General features: G+C 64.4%; 16 protein-coding genes. 4 read left to right on the top strand and 12 right to left on the bottom strand.

The window, feature by feature from the left end:
• Nucleotides 1-5: 5 nt before the first annotated feature.
• Genes AC07PE_RS19525 through AC07PE_RS19515 form a run of 3 tightly spaced genes read right to left on the bottom strand, consistent with a single transcriptional unit; the run spans nucleotide 6 to nucleotide 3,009 of the window.
• A complete protein-coding gene (locus AC07PE_RS19525; RefSeq protein WP_498767498.1) occupies nucleotides 6-722 on the bottom strand; it encodes a phosphoadenylyl-sulfate reductase in 717 nt (238 codons plus the stop codon).
• A gap of 15 nt (nucleotides 723-737) precedes the next feature.
• Nucleotides 738-1,325, bottom strand: coding sequence for a DUF934 domain-containing protein (locus AC07PE_RS19520; RefSeq protein ID WP_498767496.1), 588 nt, complete (start codon nucleotides 1,323-1,325; stop codon nucleotides 738-740).
• On the bottom strand, nucleotides 1,318-3,009 hold the full coding sequence (locus AC07PE_RS19515; RefSeq protein ID WP_498767494.1) for a nitrite/sulfite reductase: 1,692 nt from the start codon (nucleotides 3,007-3,009) through the stop codon (nucleotides 1,318-1,320). Before AC07PE_RS19515 ends, AC07PE_RS19520 begins: the two co-directional genes overlap by 8 nt.
• A 180-nt stretch (nucleotides 3,010-3,189) precedes the next feature.
• On the opposite strand from AC07PE_RS19515, the gene AC07PE_RS19510 reads away from it, so the two are divergent.
• Nucleotides 3,190-4,131 carry a CysB family HTH-type transcriptional regulator gene (locus AC07PE_RS19510; RefSeq protein ID WP_498767492.1) on the top strand — a complete coding sequence of 314 codons (942 nt, stop codon included), beginning with the start codon at nucleotides 3,190-3,192 and terminating at the stop codon, nucleotides 4,129-4,131.
• A 3-nt stretch (nucleotides 4,132-4,134) separates the two neighbouring features.
• Complete coding sequence (locus AC07PE_RS19505; protein ID WP_498767490.1) at nucleotides 4,135-4,665, top strand: class I SAM-dependent methyltransferase; 531 nt, start codon at nucleotides 4,135-4,137, stop codon at nucleotides 4,663-4,665.
• A gap of 118 nt (nucleotides 4,666-4,783) precedes the next feature.
• Here AC07PE_RS19505 and AC07PE_RS19500 read toward each other — a convergent pair whose 3' ends face one another.
• The 5 genes from AC07PE_RS19500 to AC07PE_RS19480 all read right to left on the bottom strand — a co-directional run bounded on the left by AC07PE_RS19500 (nucleotide 4,784) and on the right by AC07PE_RS19480 (nucleotide 9,705).
• Entirely contained in the window at nucleotides 4,784-5,815 is a 1,032-nt protein-coding gene (locus AC07PE_RS19500; RefSeq protein ID WP_498767488.1) for a porin, read from the bottom strand.
• An 87-nt stretch (nucleotides 5,816-5,902) separates the two neighbouring features.
• Entirely contained in the window at nucleotides 5,903-7,051 is a 1,149-nt protein-coding gene (locus AC07PE_RS19495) for a PAS domain-containing sensor histidine kinase (RefSeq protein WP_498767486.1), read from the bottom strand.
• A 75-nt stretch (nucleotides 7,052-7,126) separates the two neighbouring features.
• On the bottom strand, nucleotides 7,127-7,909 hold the full coding sequence (locus AC07PE_RS19490; RefSeq protein WP_498767484.1) for a LytR/AlgR family response regulator transcription factor: 783 nt from the start codon (nucleotides 7,907-7,909) through the stop codon (nucleotides 7,127-7,129).
• 81 nt (nucleotides 7,910-7,990) lie between these two features.
• Nucleotides 7,991-9,427 carry a sensor histidine kinase gene (locus AC07PE_RS19485; protein WP_498767482.1) on the bottom strand — a complete coding sequence of 479 codons (1,437 nt, stop codon included), beginning with the start codon at nucleotides 9,425-9,427 and terminating at the stop codon, nucleotides 7,991-7,993.
• 98 nt (nucleotides 9,428-9,525) lie between these two features.
• Nucleotides 9,526-9,705: a hypothetical protein gene (locus tag AC07PE_RS19480; protein ID WP_498767480.1), complete on the bottom strand. Its 180-nt coding sequence runs from the start codon at nucleotides 9,703-9,705 to the stop codon at nucleotides 9,526-9,528.
• On the opposite strand from AC07PE_RS19480, the gene AC07PE_RS19475 reads away from it, so the two are divergent.
• Nucleotides 9,704-10,642, top strand: coding sequence for an exopolyphosphatase (locus AC07PE_RS19475; RefSeq protein ID WP_498767478.1), 939 nt, complete (start codon nucleotides 9,704-9,706; stop codon nucleotides 10,640-10,642). The genes AC07PE_RS19480 and AC07PE_RS19475 overlap by 2 nt on opposite strands.
• A gap of 37 nt (nucleotides 10,643-10,679) precedes the next feature.
• Here AC07PE_RS19475 and AC07PE_RS19470 read toward each other — a convergent pair whose 3' ends face one another.
• From AC07PE_RS19470 to AC07PE_RS19460, 3 genes are all read right to left on the bottom strand, one after another.
• Nucleotides 10,680-13,088: a sensor domain-containing protein gene (locus AC07PE_RS19470; protein WP_498767476.1), complete on the bottom strand. Its 2,409-nt coding sequence runs from the start codon at nucleotides 13,086-13,088 to the stop codon at nucleotides 10,680-10,682.
• Between the two features lie 66 nt (nucleotides 13,089-13,154).
• On the bottom strand, nucleotides 13,155-14,420 hold the full coding sequence (locus tag AC07PE_RS19465; RefSeq protein WP_498767474.1) for a nitronate monooxygenase: 1,266 nt from the start codon (nucleotides 14,418-14,420) through the stop codon (nucleotides 13,155-13,157).
• A gap of 109 nt (nucleotides 14,421-14,529) precedes the next feature.
• Nucleotides 14,530-15,015, bottom strand: a complete 486-nt coding sequence (locus AC07PE_RS19460; RefSeq protein WP_498767472.1) for a YajQ family cyclic di-GMP-binding protein — start codon at nucleotides 15,013-15,015, stop codon at nucleotides 14,530-14,532.
• Between the two features lie 106 nt (nucleotides 15,016-15,121).
• On the opposite strand from AC07PE_RS19460, the gene murB reads away from it, so the two are divergent.
• Nucleotides 15,122-16,144 (top strand): UDP-N-acetylmuramate dehydrogenase, encoded by a 1,023-nt coding sequence (murB, locus tag AC07PE_RS19455; protein WP_498767470.1) that lies wholly within the window; start codon nucleotides 15,122-15,124, stop codon nucleotides 16,142-16,144.
• Here murB and AC07PE_RS19450 read toward each other — a convergent pair.
• Nucleotides 16,137-16,847: a glutathione S-transferase family protein gene (locus AC07PE_RS19450; RefSeq protein ID WP_498767468.1), complete on the bottom strand. Its 711-nt coding sequence runs from the start codon at nucleotides 16,845-16,847 to the stop codon at nucleotides 16,137-16,139. The genes murB and AC07PE_RS19450 overlap by 8 nt on opposite strands.
• Between the last annotated feature and the right edge of the window lie 48 nt (nucleotides 16,848-16,895).

Genomic DNA, 16,895 nt, shown 5'->3' with positions numbered 1-16,895 from the left:
GGCGCTCAGGCGGCCACGGACTTGATACGAATAAGTTTGCCGTCAACCAGGTGCAGTCCGCATTCCTTGGACTCCGGATTCTCCCACCACCAGCGGCCGGCGCGGATATCTTCGCCCGGCTGGATCGCACGGGTGCAGGGCTCGCAGCCGATTGACGGGTAGCCGCGCTCGTGCAGGCTGTTGTAGGGCACGTTGTTATCGCGGATATATTGCCATACATCTTGCTCGGACCAGTCGGCCAGCGGGTTGAACTTGGCCATGCCGTGGGCCGCGTCGTCTTCCTGCACCGCCAGTTCGGCGCGCGTGGTCGACTGGGCGCGGCGCTGGCCGGTGATCCAGGCCTGCTTGCCCGCCAGGGCACGGCCGAGCGGCTCGACCTTGCGCACGCGGCAGCATTCCTTGCGCATCTCGACGCTGTCGTAGAAGGCGTTCAGGCCATTCTGCGTCACGTATTGCTCGACCAGTTCCGGCTGTGGGCGGTAGAGTTCGATCTCATGGCCGTAATGGGCCTTGACCTTGTCCAGCACTTCCAGGGTTTCCTTGTGCAGGCGCCCGGTCTCCAGCGAAAAGATGCCGATCGGCAGGCCGGCCTTCAGGATCAGGTCGGTCAGGACCATGTCCTCGGCCGCCAGGCTGGAGGCGAACACGGCCGGCGAAAAATCGCGCGCGATGCGTTCCAGGATGCCGCGGGTTTCTTCCACCCGTGCGTGCAGGTCGCTCATGTTCTTTCCTTGAACTTAAATGCCCGCGCCGACGTCGCTGTGTTCCAGCGGTACGTCGCGCTGGTGGCGGCGGAACAGCGGCAGCGGATCGTCGACCGAGGCCTGGTAGGTTTCGGAAAACACGGTCAGGCCCTTCAGCGCGTCGTGAATGCTGCGGTCCTGGCGCGTCGCATAGGCATCGAAGCCGCAGCGATGCATCTGGAACAGCTGGTCGCGCAGCACGTCGCCGATCGCGCGCAGTTCGCCCGTATAGCCGAGGCGCTTGCGCAGGTTGAAGGCGATCGAATAGCCGCGGCCGTCGCTGAATTTCGGGAAGTCGACGGCGATGAGGGCAAACTTGTCGAGCTCGTCCTTGACGGCGGCCGCCAGCTCGTCGGAGGCGAACCAGATCCCGATCTCGCCGTTCGCGCCGGCCCGGGCCAGCAGCGACTCGCGCTGCGCCAGCCAGACCTTCAGCGGCACGATCACCTTGCCGGCCGGGACCTCAACGGTTTCCGGCGCATCGCCCTCGTCCAGGCGCAGCACGGCCCAGTCGTCGGCGACCACGGAGTGAGAGTTGCCTTGGCCCTTGATGATCTGGGCGTGTTGTTGAATATTAGGCATATTGATCTTCTCCGACAGCCAGTTCACCGGTCGGAATCGGCGTGGCATACACATGTTCCTTGAAAGGCGCGATGCCGAGGCGCTGGACGACGTCGACGAAGCGCTCGCCCTCGACGCGCTCGCGCAGGTAGACGTCGAGCAGGCGCTGCACGACTTCCGGCATCTGCTGGGCCGAGAACGAGGGGCCGATGATCTTGCCGATCGCCGCTGCATTGCCCTGGGCGCCGCCGATCGACACCTGGTACCACTCGGAACCGTCCTTGTCGACGCCCAGCACGCCGATATGGCCGACGTGGTGGTGACCGCAGGCGTTGATGCAGCCCGAGATGTTCAGTTCGATGTCGCCGATGTCGTGCTGGTAGTCGATGTCGTCGAAGCGCTGGGCGATGGCGGCCGCGATCGGGATCGATTTCGCGTTCGCCAGCGAGCAGTAGTCGCCGCCCGGGCAGGCGATGATGTCGGTCAGCAGGCCGATGTTCGGCGTCGCCAGGCCTTTCGATTTCGCCAGCTGCCAGACTTCGAACAGCTTGGACTGCTCGACGTCGGCCAGCACCAGGTTCTGCTCGTGGGTCACGCGCAGTTCGCCGAAGCTGTAGCGGTCGGCCAGGTCGGCCACGAAGTCCATCTGCTCGGCGGTGGCGTCGCCCGGCGGCACGCCGGTCTTCTTCAGCGACAGCACGACCGAGGCATAGCCCGCCATCTTGTGCGGCTTGACGTTACGCTGCAGCCAGTTGGCGAAGGCCTTGTTGTCTTCATGGCCGGCACGCGGGTCGACGTTCTCCAGCTGCGCATACGGCGGCGGGTTGAAGTAGGCGGCGACGCGTTCCACTTCCTCGCGGGTCAAGGTTTCCGGGCCATCCTTGAGGTCGGCGAATTCCTGCTCGACCATGCGTGCGAACTCTTCCGGGCCGGTGGCTTTCACCAGGATCTTGATGCGCGCCTTGTACTTGTTGTCGCGGCGGCCGAACTGGTTGTACACGCGCATGACCGCTTCTGTGTAGGTCAGCAGGTGCTGCCAGGGCACGAATTCGTTGATGACGCTGCCGATGATGGGCGTACGGCCCAGGCCGCCACCAACCATGAACTTGAAGCCGACTTCGCCGGCGTCGTTACGCACCGCGGTCAAGCCGATGTCGTGCACGGCGATCGCGGCGCGGTCCGCGACGGCGCCGTTGACGGCAATCTTGAACTTGCGGGGCAGGGCGATGAATTCCGGGTGGAAGGTGCTCCACTGGCGCAGGATCTCGGCAAAGGGGCGCGGATCGACGATCTCGTCCGCGGCCACGCCGGCGAACTGGTCGGTGGTGGTGTTGCGGATGCAATTGCCCGAAGTCTGGATCGCGTGCATTTCCACCGAGGCCAGGTCAGTCAGGATGTCCGGCGTCTGTTCCAGCTCGATCCAGTTGAACTGGATGTTCTGGCGCGTCGTGAAGTGGCCGTAGCCGCGGTCGTAGGTGCGGGCGATGTGGGCGAACATGCGCAGCTGCTTGGTCGACAGCAGGCCGTAGGGCACGGCGATGCGCAGCATGTAGGCATGGCGCTGCATGTACAGGCCGTTCTGCAGGCGCAGCGGCAGGAATTCTTCTTCGGTCAGCTCATCGTTGAGGCGGCGTTGCACCTGGTCGCGGTATTGGGCGATGCGCTCGCGGACGATGAGATGGTCGTACTGGTCGTAACGGTACATGTTCAGGATCCTGGTATGGCACTTCACGCCGGGCGGGCGTGCAGGCTCGGTAGACTATGTCGAATATTAATAAAATGGCGTCTTATTCCAAACTACTGAGAATTTATTTGCTTATATGAGCCTGAGGTATAAGCAAGCTTGTAAAATGTCGACAAGGCTTAAATCGTATAAAAAAGGGCAATGAACCTACACCAATTACGCTTCGTCCGCGAAGCGGTCCGCCAGAACTTCAACCTGACCGACGCCGCCAAGGCGCTGTTCACCTCCCAGCCGGGAGTCTCCAAGGCCATCATCGAGCTCGAGGAAGAGCTCGGCGTCGACATCTTCACCCGCCATGGCAAGCGCATCCGCGGCCTGACCGAGCCGGGACGGCTGGTGCTGGAATCCGTCGAGCTGATCATGCAGGAGATCGACAGCCTCAAGCGGATCGGCAAGGAATACGCGGCCCAGGACAGCGGCAGCTTCACTATTGCCACCACGCACACCCAGGCGCGCTACATGCTGCCCAAGGTGGTGCAGGCCTTCATGCTCAAGTTCCCCAAGGTGCGCCTGTCTCTGCTGCAGGGCAATCCGCGCCAGATCGCCGACATGGTCAAGAACGATCAGGCCGACCTCGCCATCGCGACCGAGTCGATCGCCGCCGTCGACGGCCTGATCACGCTGCCGTGCTACCAGTGGGAACACGTGCTGGTGGTGCCGCACGAACATGCGCTGACGCGCTCGAAGGCGATTTCGCTGGAAGAGATTGCGGGATATCCGCTGATCACCTACGATGCCGCCTTCGCCGGCCGCAGCAAGATCGACCACGCCTTCGAACTGCGCAACCTGAAGCCGGACGTGCTGCTGGAAGCGATCGACGCCGACGTCATCAAGACCTATGTCGAGCTGGGCATGGGCGTGGGCATCATCGCCGGCATGGCCTTCGACCCGGAGCGCGACCGCAACCTGCGCGCGATTCCGGTCGGCCAGCTGTTCGGCATGAATGTTTCCCGCGTGGCGGTGAAACAGGGCGCCTATTTGCGCAGCTATATTTATACTTTCATCGAGCTGCTCGCGCCTACGCTCAACCGCAAGATGGTCGAGTCGGCGATGCGCGGGACGGCCGACAACTACGAGCTGTAAATCATGAATCACGAAGAACACGACGATTACGAAGATTACGACGACGAAGACTACGAGGACGACGGCGAAGGCCTGTCGGACCGCGATGCTGACCTGGCCGACGTGCGCGAGCAGGTCGCGCAGCTGACCGACGGCCTCGAGACCCTGACCCTGACCGGCGATGATGGCGTGGTGCCGGCCATCCCGGACGGCGTCGCCGGCTGTGGCGCGGTAGTGGTGGAGTTCTGCTGGTCGCGCCTGAAGCGCGATGAGCAGGATGCTTTCCTGGCCAAGCTGAAAAAGGCGTCGGGCAAGGATGCCTTGCTAGTGCTGCTGGACGAGGTGTATGTGGAAGGCAGCAGCAACACCGTGGCGCGCACCGATTTGCAGGGCAATACCTACGAAATCGTCACCACGGAAGACGGCCAGCGGGTGGAACGCCCGATGAGCTATCCGACCGACAGCGCGCTGCGCAAGCGGCTGGCGAATGCGGCCAAGGAGATCCGGGTGGCGCGCTGGGAGTATTTCTGGGTGCTGACCTGCAAGTTCAAATGATATTCGGTTGACTGCGTGGGCACGGGGTGCCCACCCTACGAATGCATCGACAATGCCAACAAAAAAACGCGGCGGCGGGATCACTCCCAGCCGCCGCGTTCATTTCAGGCTCGCCCGATCAGAAGCTGTGACGCAGACCCAGCGAGAACACGTCCGGATCCTTGCCCAGCGCGGTCGCGGCCGGGGCGATGGTGACCGACGAGGAGCTCAGACCGAACACGCCGCTGTTGTTGTTGTCCAGGGTGGCGTAGCTGGCGTAGAGGTTGGTGCGCTTCGACAGCGAGTAGCTGTAGGCCAGAGCCCAGCTGTTGCCCTTGGCATTGCCCTGTTTTTGCTGCTGGTAGTTGGCGTACACGCGGTGCGCGCCGAACGGCATCGAGCCGCCGAAGTTGGCCTGCTTGTACTTGGCCGAGCCTTCGCGGTCGGCGGCCATGTAGTTGGCCTTGAGCTCGAAGCCGCCCAGCTGGTCGAACTTGTAGGCGCCGCCGAATGCGGTTTCCTTGTCTTCGTCTGCCGGCACGCGGTTGATGGTGTGGTAAGCGGCGCCTAGGTACAGGCCGCCCAGCGTGTATTCGACGCCCACGCCTTTGAGGTCGCCCGACGGGGTGTTGGCGGCGGTGACTTCGCCGGCCGAGTAGGCGGCCAGCAGCTTCAGGCCATTCCACGACGGCGACTTGTAGTTGACCGAGTTCGACAGGCGGCGGGTCAGGCGGTTGGTGGTGAAGGCCGACAGGTTGCTGCCGTAGAAGCCCTGGCCGAAAGCGTCGGTGGCGGCGGCGATGGCGGCGATCGGCGAGTATTCGCGGCCCAGGGTCAGGCTGCCGAAGCCGCCTTCCAGACCGACCACGGCGCGGCGGCCGAACAGGGCGGAATCGCCGGCGCCGGTATCGATCGAGGCGCCTGCTTCCAGGTTGAACATGGCCTTCAGGCCGTTGCCCAGGTCCTCAGTGCCGCGGAAGCCGAAGCGGCTGCTCGACTGGTTGCCCGAGTTGACCACGGTGGTGCGGCCTTCCGGACCGCCGGTGTCCTGGGACGAGATGGCGGCATCGAGAATACCGTACAGGGTCACGTTGGTCTGGGCGGCGGCGAACAGCGGGGTTGCGGCGGCAAAGGTTACCGCGAGCGCGGCGGCCAGGCGTTTGGCTTGCATTCAGAACTCTCCAAGTAGATGACGAAACAGGTCGAAACGCGTCGCATCTTATCGAAGAGATATGTCGGTTTGATGACAAAAAGAAATTCAGACAGTGTGGCCGTGGACCGGCACCACGATGTCGATCCGGGTGCCGGGCGGCTCGTCGGAGGTGATGCTGATCTCGCCGTTCATGGCCCACACCCGTTCACGCATGCCGATCAGGCCCAGTGACTCGGCCTTTTCCATGTCCTCGGGACGGATGCCGCGGCCGTCGTCGCGGATGGTGATCAATAGGTCGCTGTTCGAGCGGAACAGGTTCATGGTGACGGCCGTCGCCTCGGCGTGGCGCGCGATGTTGGTCAGCGCTTCCTGCACCATGCGGAAGATGGCCGTGCTGGCGCTGTCGTCGAGGCGCAGTTCGGCTTCGTCGGCGAGCAGGGTGGTGGGGATGTTGTAGCGCTCGACGAAATCGTCGCGCAGGCCTTTCAAGGCGAAATACAGGCCGCCTTCGTCGAGTGCGCGCGGACGCAGGTTGGTGGCGATGCGGCGCAGCGAGGCGATCGCCGTCAGCAGGTTCTGCTCCATGCCCGCCATCAGGCGCAGGCTGTCCTCCGAGGTGCCGTCTTCCTGCTGCAGCAGGGTCAGGTCCATGCGCAGCGAGGCCAGGATCTGCCCGAGGTCGTCGTGCAGCTCGCGTGCGATATGGGTGCGTTCTTCTTCGCGGATGGTCTGCAGTGCGGCCGACAGCTGGCGCAGCTGGTCGTGCGAGCGGGTCAGCTTTTCCTGCACCCGCTGGCGCTCCGAGACGTCGCGCATGATCACGGTGTAGAAGGGCGCGCCTTCGTTGGCGCGCGAGATCGAGCCTTCGATGGGGAAGCGCTGGCCGTCGGCGCGCAGGCCGGTGACGGCGTAGTCGGTGGAGCGGCGGCCGGCGCGCCCGCTGCCGGCGCGGAAGTATTCGAGCAGCTCTTCCGGCTCGGCCTTGGCCGATTCGATGAAGCGCGCCAGCGGGCTGCCGATCAAGGCCTCGACGGTGGTGCCGAACAGCGCGGCGGCGGCGGGATTGGCCATGACGATGGTGTAGCTGCCGTCGGCGGAGACGATGGCATCGTTGGCGTCGTGGACGATCTGGCGGCTGGCCGGCACGGTGTCTGAATCTCCGGAGGACTGGCAGCCCAGCCGGCGGCCGGCCGCGAGCCCGAGCAGGAAGCAGGTCGCGGCCCAGGCGGTCGAGCGAAGGCGCTGATGTTTCATGGATGCCTATGAAAATCAACCCGCAGTGCGGGTCCGGCATCTACCTTACTCGGCAGCGCTTCGTGACAGCTTGATTTACATCTGCTTGAACAAATGCAGGAAGCTGCGGCTGACTTCCAGCTTGTCCGGGCGGCCCTTGATCAGGACCAGGTGGCGGCCGCGGATGTCGCGCGTCACGCCTTCGATGGCGTTGACGTTGACCAGGGTCGCGCGGTGGATCTGCCAGAACAGCGAGGGATCGAGTTCCTCGGCCAGGTCGCGCACCGGCTTCCTGATCAGGGCTTCGAACTTCTCGGTCTGCACGCAGGTGTATTTTTCGTCGGAGCGGAAGAACAGGATTTCCTCGACCGGGATCATGCGCAGGTCTTGGCCGATGCTGGCCTGGATCCACTGCAGGTATTTCGGCTTCGGCGAGGCGATCTTCTCGGCCAGCTGCGACAGCATGGCGGTGACGGTGTCGCTGACGTTGGTCGCCGTTTTGCCGCCCGGCCCTGCGGGCGCCGACAGGCGTTCCTTCAGGCGCTCGACCGTGATCTTGAGGCGCTCCGGCTCCGGCGGTTTCAGCACGTAGTCGACGGCGCCGCGCTCGAAGGCCTCGACCGCGTACTGGTCGTAGGCGGTGACGAACACGACCTGGCTGGCGTCGCCGATGTCGCGCGCCGCTTCCATCCCGGTCTTGCCCGGCATGCGGATATCGAGAAAGGTCAGGTCGGGTTTCAACGCGGAGACCAGCTGCACGGCTTCATCGCCGTTCTTGGCCTCGCCGACGATCTCCAGTTCCGGCCACACCTGGGACAGGCGGGTACGAAGCAGGTCGCGCATCAGTCTTTCGTCGTCGGCAATGATTGCGGTAGGCATGGCGGGTAGAGGTAAAAGAAAGAGTGACGATTATTCAACGAAATCGGGTAGCAGGCAATAGATTAGTCCTGACACCTGCTATTACTTCGAGGCTAGCTGGTAGGGGACTTCGATGGTCGCGATGACGCCGCTCGGGATGTTGGCGGCGATGTGCAGCTGGCCGGCGTCGCCGTGCAGCAGTTTCAGGCGCTCCCTGATGTTCGACAAGCCGAGCCCGGTGCCCTTGCTGGGCACCACGCCGAAGCCGACGCCGTCGTCGGCCACCGTCACGCGCAGCTTGCTGTCGGCGATTTCCGCGGTCACCGCCAGGTGCCCTCCGTCGGGCTTGGTCTCCAGCCCATGCTTGATCGCATTCTCGACCATCGACTGCAGCATCATCGGCGGGAAGGCCGCGCTGCGCAGGCCGTCCGGCACCTGCAGGTCGACCGTCAGGCGCTCTTCCATGCGCATCTTCAGCAGGTCGAGGTAGGAGGTGACCATGTCGACCTCGCGCCCGAGGCTGGTGGTCAGGTTGGCGTCGCGCATTTGCGGGATGACGGCGCGCAGATACTGGATCAGGGTGCGCTGCATGGCCGAGGCACGCGGAGGATCGGTCTCGATCAGGTGCTCGACCGAGGCCAGGGTGTTGAACAGGAAGTGCGGCTCGACCTGGGCCTGCATGGCCGCCATCCGCGCTTCCGACAGCTGGCGCTGCATCGATTCGCGCTCGGCGGCCTGGGTGGCGCTCTGCATTTCCGCTTCCGCGCGCTTCTTGCCGCTCATCAGGGCCTTGGTGCCGAACAGGGCCAGCACCAGCAGCCAGACGAAGCTGGTGAACCAGGTCGAGGCCTGCTTGTGGTAGCTGCGCGCCTTGGCTTCGGCGGCGTCGTCGACGGCCGCTTCGATGGCATCGGACAATTCCTCGCCGATCTGCGGCGGCAGGTCGATGTGGACTTCGCCGCCGTTCGCGCCGCGCACCAGCTTGGCGCCGATGCCCTTGCCGTTCGCGGGCGGGGTCGGCGTCGCCGGGGTCGCCGGTGTCGCTGGCGTCGCCGGTGCGGTGTCATTGGCCGCCTTGCCAGCGTCGATGGCGTTCTTCTCGGAATCATCGGCATTCTTCGCCGCGTCGTTTGCGCTCTTTTCCGCGTCGGCCGCGGCCTTGCTGGCCTGCTCGGCTTGCTTCAGGGCGTTCGCGGAAATCGCGCTGGCGGCCGCCTCGGCGGCTTTCTGGGCCTCGGCTTCATCGTCGTTGCCGCGGCGCTTGGCGCGCGGGCTGATGCGGATGCCGCTGTCGTCGATCGTGATGGCCGGCTCGGACTTGCGCGCGCTGCGCTCGGCAACCGGGTCTTCCTCGCCGCCCGAGAACAGCTGGTCCTGCAGGATCTGGCCGGCAACCAGCATCAGCGCAGCGAACAGGAAGAACTTCCACCAGGACAGGCGCGTCACCCAGGTCGCGACCGCATCGAATGCGTGGTACAGCCACGACAGGGTGTTGGAAAAAGATTGCTGGGTCGAACGCCGGGTCTGCATGGAGCTCATCTTGATTAAACAGTAATTTGCGAGTGTAACCGCTGGCGTGCGATGCCAGCGGAAAACCCGCTCTCGGGGCCCAGCATCACTGTTGGGATGTTGCAACTTTAATTCCTGGCCACCGCCATTGCCAGCAGAATGCGACAGCCTGCAGGAAGCGAGGTCCAGATTGCATCCGTGGCGAAAATGCAGCTTTGAAAGATGCAAAATTGCAAGGTATGATGAACCAAGCCCTGGCTGCGCCAGCCCGTTATTCGTTCTTCATGAAATGAAAGGGTAAAGCCCATGTCTGCCGTTCCTCAACGCTACCGCCTCGTTACCCGCAGCGACTTTGACGGCCTGGTCTGCGCGGTCCTGCTCAAGCACCTGGACCTGATCGACGACATCCTGTTCGTCCACCCCAAGGACATGCAGGATGGAAAGATCGCCATCAGCAAGCGCGACATCACCACCAACCTGCCTTACGTGGCCGGGGCTCACCTGGCCTTCGACCATCACTTGTCGGAAACCATCCGCAACAGCGGGCGCCGCGAAAACCACGTGATCGACCCCAGGGCGCCGTCGGCCGCGCGCGTGGTCTACGACTACTACGGCGGCTCGCGCGCCTTCCCCTCCGCCTGGCGCAGCATGATGGACGCCGTCGACAAGGCCGACGCCGCACAATTCTCGCGTGAGGAGATCCTGGATCCGCAGGGCTGGAATCTGCTGAACTTCCTGATGGACGCGCGCACCGGCCTGGGCCGCTTCCACGACTTCCGCATCTCGAACTACCAGCTGATGATGGACCTGATCGGCCACTGCCGCACCCTCGGCATCGAGCAGATCATGCAGCTGCCCGACGTGCGCGAGCGCACCGCGCTGTACATGGAGCACAACGAGCTGTGCAAGCAGCAGATTCGCCGCTGCGCCAAGGTGCACAAGAACCTGGTGGTGCTCGATCTGCGCGAAGAGCAGACGATCTTCGCCGGCAACCGCTTCCTGATCTACGCGCTGTTCCCGGAGACGAACATCTCGATCCACGTGCTGTGGGGGCTGAAGAACCAGAACACGGTCTTCGCCACCGGCAAATCGATCCTTAACCGCAGCTCGAATACCAACATCGGCACGCTGATGCTGGAATACGGTGGCGGCGGGCATGAGAATGCCGGGACTTGCCAGGTGTCGAACGAGATGGCGGAAGACGTGCTTGGCGCACTGATTCAGCGGATCACATCCGAAGGCTGAGTCCCGCAACGCCTGATTTGTGAGCCGCAGTCACAAATCAGGCGGGCTGGTGACTCCTCAACATCTGCTGCGCGGCCTCCGCATCCAGCGGCTCACTGAACCAGATCCCCTGCAACTGGTCGCAGCCATGCGACTTCAGGAAGTCCATCTGCGGCCGCGTCTCCACCGCTTCGCCCACCACCTCCATGTTCAGGTTGTGCCCGATGTCGATCAGGCTCTTCACCAGGGCGCTGGTGCCGTCGGCGATGCCGTGCACGGTGTGGCGTGACAGCTTGACCTGGGTGGCTTCGAGCTGCTGCAGGTAGGCGAGGTCGCACAGGCCGGCGCCGAAGCCGTCCACCGACAGGCAGACGCCGAGCGTGCGCAGCTGGCGCGCCACGTCGCGCCCGAGTCCCGGATTGCGCAGCAGGCCGTCGATCGGCAGGTCGAGCTGCAGGCTGTCGGCCGGCAGCTCGTGGCGCGCCAGCAGCACGGACAGGTTGTCGACGAAGTCGGCCTGGCTGTACTCGCGGTAGGACACGTTGACGGTGACAGGGACGCCGGCTGCCCGTACGCCCTGCACGCCGTCCTGGCGGAGTTGGGATGCGAATGCGCAGGCAAGGTCCAGCACGCGCCGGCCGATCGGCACGATGACGCCGTTTTCCTCGGCCTCGCTGAGGAAGCGGCTGGGCGGCAGCACGCCCTGTTCCGGGTGGCGCCAGCGCAGCAGGGCTTCAAAGCCCTTGACCTTGCCGGTGCGCAGAGAAACATGCGGCTGGTAGAGCAGGAACAGCTCGTCGTTCTCGAGCGCGTGCTTCAGGTCTTCCTCGATCTTGCGCTTGGCATCGTTACTCGACCGCATGTCGGCCGAGAAGAAATGCACGTCGTTGTGGCCGTTGCCCTTGCCGTGGTACATGGCGACGTCGGCGGCGCGCACCAGCTCGGTGGAGGTGGTGCCGTCGTGCGGGTAGAGCGCCACGCCGACGCTGGCGCCGACCGGGATCTCGCGGCCGTTGAAGGACACCGGGATCGCGAAGCTCTGGCGCAGGCGCTCGACCATGCGCAGGGTGAAGCGCAGCGAGGGCTGGTTGGCCAGCACCAGCACGAACTCGTCGCCGGACATGCGCGCCACCGTGTCGCTGTCGCGCACCGAGGCCTGCAGGCGCCGCGCCACCACCTTCAGCACCACGTCGCCGGCCTCGTGGCCCAGCGTGTCGTTGATGGTCTTGAAGTTGTTCAGGTCGATCAGCACGGTGGCCACCAGCGACTTCTGACGCTGCGCCACGTGCACGGCCTGGTCGAGCCGGTCCCACAGCAGGTTGCGGTTGGCGAGGCCGGTGAGCGGGTCGTGGTTGACCTCGTGCTCGAGGTGGGCGGTGCGCAGCATGGCCGCGGTGACGTCGTTGATGACGCCGATGAAGTGGGTGACCGTGCCGTGCTCGTCGTGGACCGGGGTGATGTTCAGGTCGTTCCAGAACAGCTCGCCGCTTTTGCGCAGGTTGCGCAGCACCACATTGACCTGGCGCTGCGCCGCGATCGCCTCGCGCAGCTCGGCGCGCTCGCTCGTGTCCATGCCGGGCGCGGCCATGAAGCGCGGGTCGCGGCCGACCGATTCCGCCGCGGAGTAGCCGCTGATGCGCTCGAAGGCCGGGTTCACGTATTCGATGGGGTTGTCCGGGCCCTCGCAGCGGGCGATCACGATGCCGTTGCTGGCCGCGTGCAGCGCGCGTTCGCGCAGGCGCAGCTGTTCCTCGCGCTGGCGCCGCTCGCCGATGTCGATGCCGATCCCGAACACGTAGTTGCCGCCGTTGCAGTGCACCCGCGTGCCGCACAGCAGGACCGGGATCTCCTTGCCGCTGCGCGACACGTACTGGACTTCCAGCTTGACCTCCTCGCCCTGGTCGAGCACGCGGCGGATGGCGTCGTTGAGCATGGTGCGCTGCTCCAGGTCGAGCAGGTCGGGCGCGCGCGCGGCGGCCAGTTCTTCCGGCGCCATGCCGGTCAGGCGTTCCAGGTTGCGGTTCCACAGCACGAAGCGGCCCTCGCGGTTGAGGGCATAGAAGGTGCCGGGGAAGAGGTCGACGACGGCCGACAGCGGGGTGCGGGCGACGTGCTCGGATTCCGGGGCGCCGCGCTCGAATTCGGTGGTGACGGCGACGGCGCAGCCGATCAGCCGGCCGGCGGCGTCGAGCTGCGGGGCCAGCGCCAGTGTGGCGGAAAACACGCGCTTGTCGCAGCAGCGCAGGTCGGCGTTCAGCTGGGCGCCTTCGGGGTGCTGGGCCAGTGCGGCCCAGCCGGCAGTCCAGGCGTCGCGGGCGCTGGCGACGAACAAATCGGTAACGGGACGGCCGAGAACGCTATCGGCATCCAGGCCGAACAGGGCTTCGCAGCCCGCATTCCAGGTAATGATGTTGCCCGCATCGTCCGTCAGGAAGACGGCGTGCGCGGGCGGGTCGGTGTCGAACATCGGGGTCCCCATGCAAGGCCAACCGCTGTTGGACAGCGGTTCATGGGAACCGTTCCGCGAAGAATATCAGGCGGCGGCTTCGGCGCGCGGGGGCAGGGCGACCTGGTTGTCGACGCTGAACTGGTAGTCCTTGAACACGTGCTCGGCCGACAGGATCTGGTAGCGGCCGTCGGCCAGCTTGTGGGTCGTGTCCTTCAGGCGATACGTGGTCGAGCCGCAGGTCCAGCAGTTGAAGTTGCGCATGTGGGTGCACAGGCAGGTCTTGTCGAAGACCTTGATGTCCTTCGAGCCCGGATTCGCCTGCACCTCGCGGTTGTACGAGTTGATGTACGCGCAGTTGCCGGTTGCGTCCAGCAGGTAGCCGTAGGATTCGCAGCCCGGGCGGATGCCGGAGCCGATCGCCGGGGTCTGCGTCAGCATGCGCATCGGATAGCCGGTCGGCGAGACGCCGTTGACGATGATGTCTTCCTCGCTGGCGCGGTAGTACTCCTGCTTGACGTCGTCCGGCAGGCCGCACTCGCGGGTCACGGTGAAGCGGGTCGCCACCTGCACGCCGCCGGCGCCTTTTTCCAGGAAGCTCACCGCATCGCTGCCGGTGAAGATGCCGCCCGCGGCGATCAGCGGGATGTCCAGGTTTTCCGCCTTCATGTACGCATGGATCTCGTCCATGATGGTGTGCAGGTCGTACTGCTGCCAGTCGTCGATGCCGAAGCCGAGGTGGCCGCCGGCCAGCGGACCTTCGACGATGATGTAGTCGGGATTGCGGTTCAGGCGCGAGACCTTGCGCAGGAACAGCTGCAGCGCGCGCACCGAGGACACGATGATGCCCAGCTTGGCCTCGCGGAAGCGCGGATGGTCCTTGATGAGCTCGAACGAACCCAGGTGCAGGCCGGCCGACATGGTGATGCCGTCGATGCCGGCGTCGAGCGCGGCCGACAGGCGGGTGCGCAGGGTTTCCTTCGGCGCGTTCATGGTCAGCTTTTCCATGCAGTTCACGAAGATCAGGCCATCGCCTTTCTTCGCCGCCATGGTCGCGCCCACGTGCAGGCGGGTCGCCTCGGCCAGGCGCTCGAGGTCGAACTGGACCACCGACTTGTCCATGTTGTTGATGTTGAACTTGTAGAGCTTGGTCTTTTCCTTGACGAAGCTCGTGTCGAACTTGCGGTCCGACACATCGGGCACCATCGCATCGGAAATGTGGCCAATGCCGCCGAGGCGCGCTGCCTCCAGCGCCAGTTCGGACGTCGAGATATCGACCCCCATTCCGCCGATCATGATGGGCACATATTCCTTGCCACCCAAGCGCAGGCGGAAATCATCTACACGTTTCATTTCTTTCCTTAACAGCCATAGACTTATCGCCCGCCATTCTACCGCAGGAGAGGGGCTTTACAGAGGGCCATTTAGCGCACGGTCGTGCGGTAACGGCCCGGTATTCCGCTCAGTCGCGGAAGTTGTTGAAAGCGAGCGGCAGGTCGGTGACGTCCTTGCGCAGCAGGGCGATCGCTTCCTGCAGGGTATCGCGATCCTTGCCGGTGACGCGCACGGATTCGCCCTGGATCGAGGCTTGCACCTTCATCTTGCTTTCCTTGATCAGTTTGGTGATCTTCTTTGCGTCCTCGCTCTCGATGCCGTTGCGCACCTTGATCACCTGCTTGACCTTGTCGCCGCCGATCTTCTCGATCTTGCCTTCATCGAGGAAGCGGACGTCGACCTTACGCTTGGTCATCTTGTTCAGCAGGACGTCCTTCACCTGGGAAATCTGGAAGTCGGAATCGCCGAACAGGGTGATTTCCTTGTCCTTTTGCTCGACCTTGGCCGAGGTGCCCTTGAAGTCGAAACGGGTTTCGATTTCCTTGCTCGAATTCTCGACGGCGTTCTTTACTTCGACCATGTCTGCTTCGCAGACCACATCAAACGATGGCATGTGTGTTCCTTTTTTTATTGGGTGACGAATGACGATATTGTAACGGACGGCTGGCGTCAGGGCGCCTGTTTCCCACTATAATCAGTGGCCAACTCCGGACCCAGCCATGCAAGCACTTCCCATCGAACACGACATCTCCCTCCAGCAATTCAACACCTTCGGCATCCCGGCGCGCGCCCGGCGCTACCTGCGCGTCGAGGATCCCGCGCAATTGACGGCGCTGGTCGCCGATCCCGAACTCGCCGCGCTGCCGCGCCTGGTGCTGGGCGGCGGCAGCAACCTGCTGATCACCCATGACGAAGTCGATTTGCTGGTGCTGCACATGGCGCTGATGGGCAAGGAGATCGTCGGGGAAACGCCCGATGCCATCCTGGTGCGCGCCCGCGCCGGCGAGAACTGGCACGCCTTCGTCCAGTGGACCCTGGACCAGGGACTGGGCGGGCTGGAAAATCTGTCGCTGATCCCGGGCACGGTGGGGGCCTCGCCGATCCAGAACATCGGCGCCTACGGGGCCGAAACCAAGGACCTGTTCCATTCGCTGACCGCCTTCGATTTTTCGACTGGCGAGACCCACAGCATGGATGCCGCCGCCTGCCGCTTCGCCTACCGCGACAGCGTGTTCAAGCACGAAGACGGCCGCTCGCTGGCCGTGCTGGACGTCACCTTCGCGCTGCCGCGCGCGTGGACGCCGAACCTGCGCTATGCCGAGCTGGCCAAGGAGCTGGACGGCATCGCCGCGCCGAGCGCGCGCCAGGTGGCCGACGCGGTGATCGCGATCCGCCGCCGGAAGCTGCCCGACCCGGCCGAGATCGGCAATGCTGGCAGCTTCTTCAAGAATCCGGTGGTCTCCGGCGAGCACTGCGCGCAGCTGCTGGCCACCTGGCCGAACCTGGTCCACCACCTGCAGCCCGACGGCAGCGAAAAGCTGGCGGCCGGCTGGCTGATCGACCAGTGCGGCTGGAAGGGCAAATCGCTGGGCCGCGCCGGCGTCTATCCGAAGCAGGCGCTGGTGCTGGTCAACAATGGCGGCGCCAGCGGCGAGGAAGTGTGGGCGCTGGCAAAGGCGATCCAGGCGGATGTGCAGGCGAAGTTCGGGGTGCTGCTGGAGCCGGAACCCGTCTTCATTTGACGGGCGCAGCCGGAATCTTGAGCCCCTTGCTCACGGCCGGCCGCTGCTGGAAAGCCTGCAGCACACGGTCCACATTCCGGAACTTGTCGAAACCGACCAGCTCACGCGCGCCTTCGAGGGACTGCAAGCCGTTCACCCAGGGGAAAGTCATGATGTCGGCGATCGTGTAGCGCCCGCCCATGATCCAGTCCCGCCCCTCGAGCCGCTTGTCGAGCACACCCAGCAGGCGCTTGGCCTCGTCCACGAAGCGGTCGCGCGGGCGCTTGTCCGGCCAATCCTTGCCGGCGAATTTCAGGAAAAAGCCCAGTTGGCCGAAGGTCGGCCCGATGCCGCCATTCTGGAACATCACCCACTGGATCGTCTCGTAGCGCCCTGCCGCGTCAGGCGGGAGCAGTTGGCCGGTCTTTTCGGCCAGGTAGAGCAGGATGGCGCCCGATTCCCAGAGCGGCAGCGGCTCGCCGTCCGGCCCGTTCGGGTCGATGATGGACGGGATCTTGTTGTTCGGGTTCAGGGACAGGTATTCGGGCGAGGTCTGCTCCTGCTGTTCGAAGGCCACGCGGTGCACCTCGTAGGGCAGGCCAGTCTCTTCCAGCATGATCGCGGCCTTGACACCGTTTGGCGTCGGCATCGAATACAGCTGCAGCCGGTCCGGATGCTGCGCCGGCCATTTGCGCGTTACCGGAAAACTGTTCAGATCCTTCATGGGCTTGTCCTCCTACCTGGTCACTGGACCATGGTAGCAAAGGACCAG

It is taken from the genome of Telluria sp. GW821-FHT07G12, assembly GCF_059418525.1.
This window is presented reverse-complemented; position numbering and strand designations above follow the sequence as displayed.

Excerpts from the sequence above, each read along its gene's own strand:
- AC07PE_RS19495 (WP_498767486.1), bottom strand. The coding sequence starts at position 7,051 with ATGAAACATCAGCGCCTTCGCTCGACCGCCTGGGCCGCGACCTGCTTC.
- murB (WP_498767470.1), top strand. The coding sequence starts at position 15,122 with ATGCAAGCACTTCCCATCGAACACGACATCTCCCTCCAGCAATTCAAC.
- AC07PE_RS19520 (WP_498767496.1), bottom strand. The coding sequence starts at position 1,325 with ATGCCTAATATTCAACAACACGCCCAGATCATCAAGGGCCAAGGCAAC.
- AC07PE_RS19475 (WP_498767478.1), top strand. The coding sequence starts at position 9,704 with ATGTCTGCCGTTCCTCAACGCTACCGCCTCGTTACCCGCAGCGACTTT.
- AC07PE_RS19480 (WP_498767480.1), bottom strand. The coding sequence starts at position 9,705 with ATGGGCTTTACCCTTTCATTTCATGAAGAACGAATAACGGGCTGGCGC.
- AC07PE_RS19500 (WP_498767488.1), bottom strand. The coding sequence starts at position 5,815 with ATGCAAGCCAAACGCCTGGCCGCCGCGCTCGCGGTAACCTTTGCCGCC.
- AC07PE_RS19515 (WP_498767494.1), bottom strand. The coding sequence starts at position 3,009 with ATGTACCGTTACGACCAGTACGACCATCTCATCGTCCGCGAGCGCATC.
- AC07PE_RS19510 (WP_498767492.1), top strand. The coding sequence starts at position 3,190 with ATGAACCTACACCAATTACGCTTCGTCCGCGAAGCGGTCCGCCAGAAC.
- AC07PE_RS19485 (WP_498767482.1), bottom strand. The coding sequence starts at position 9,427 with ATGAGCTCCATGCAGACCCGGCGTTCGACCCAGCAATCTTTTTCCAAC.
- AC07PE_RS19450 (WP_498767468.1), bottom strand. The coding sequence starts at position 16,847 with ATGAAGGATCTGAACAGTTTTCCGGTAACGCGCAAATGGCCGGCGCAG.
- AC07PE_RS19460 (WP_498767472.1), bottom strand. The coding sequence starts at position 15,015 with ATGCCATCGTTTGATGTGGTCTGCGAAGCAGACATGGTCGAAGTAAAG.
- AC07PE_RS19470 (WP_498767476.1), bottom strand. The coding sequence starts at position 13,088 with ATGTTCGACACCGACCCGCCCGCGCACGCCGTCTTCCTGACGGACGAT.
- AC07PE_RS19490 (WP_498767484.1), bottom strand. The coding sequence starts at position 7,909 with ATGCCTACCGCAATCATTGCCGACGACGAAAGACTGATGCGCGACCTG.
- AC07PE_RS19525 (WP_498767498.1), bottom strand. The coding sequence starts at position 722 with ATGAGCGACCTGCACGCACGGGTGGAAGAAACCCGCGGCATCCTGGAA.
- AC07PE_RS19465 (WP_498767474.1), bottom strand. The coding sequence starts at position 14,420 with ATGAAACGTGTAGATGATTTCCGCCTGCGCTTGGGTGGCAAGGAATAT.
- AC07PE_RS19505 (WP_498767490.1), top strand. The coding sequence starts at position 4,135 with ATGAATCACGAAGAACACGACGATTACGAAGATTACGACGACGAAGAC.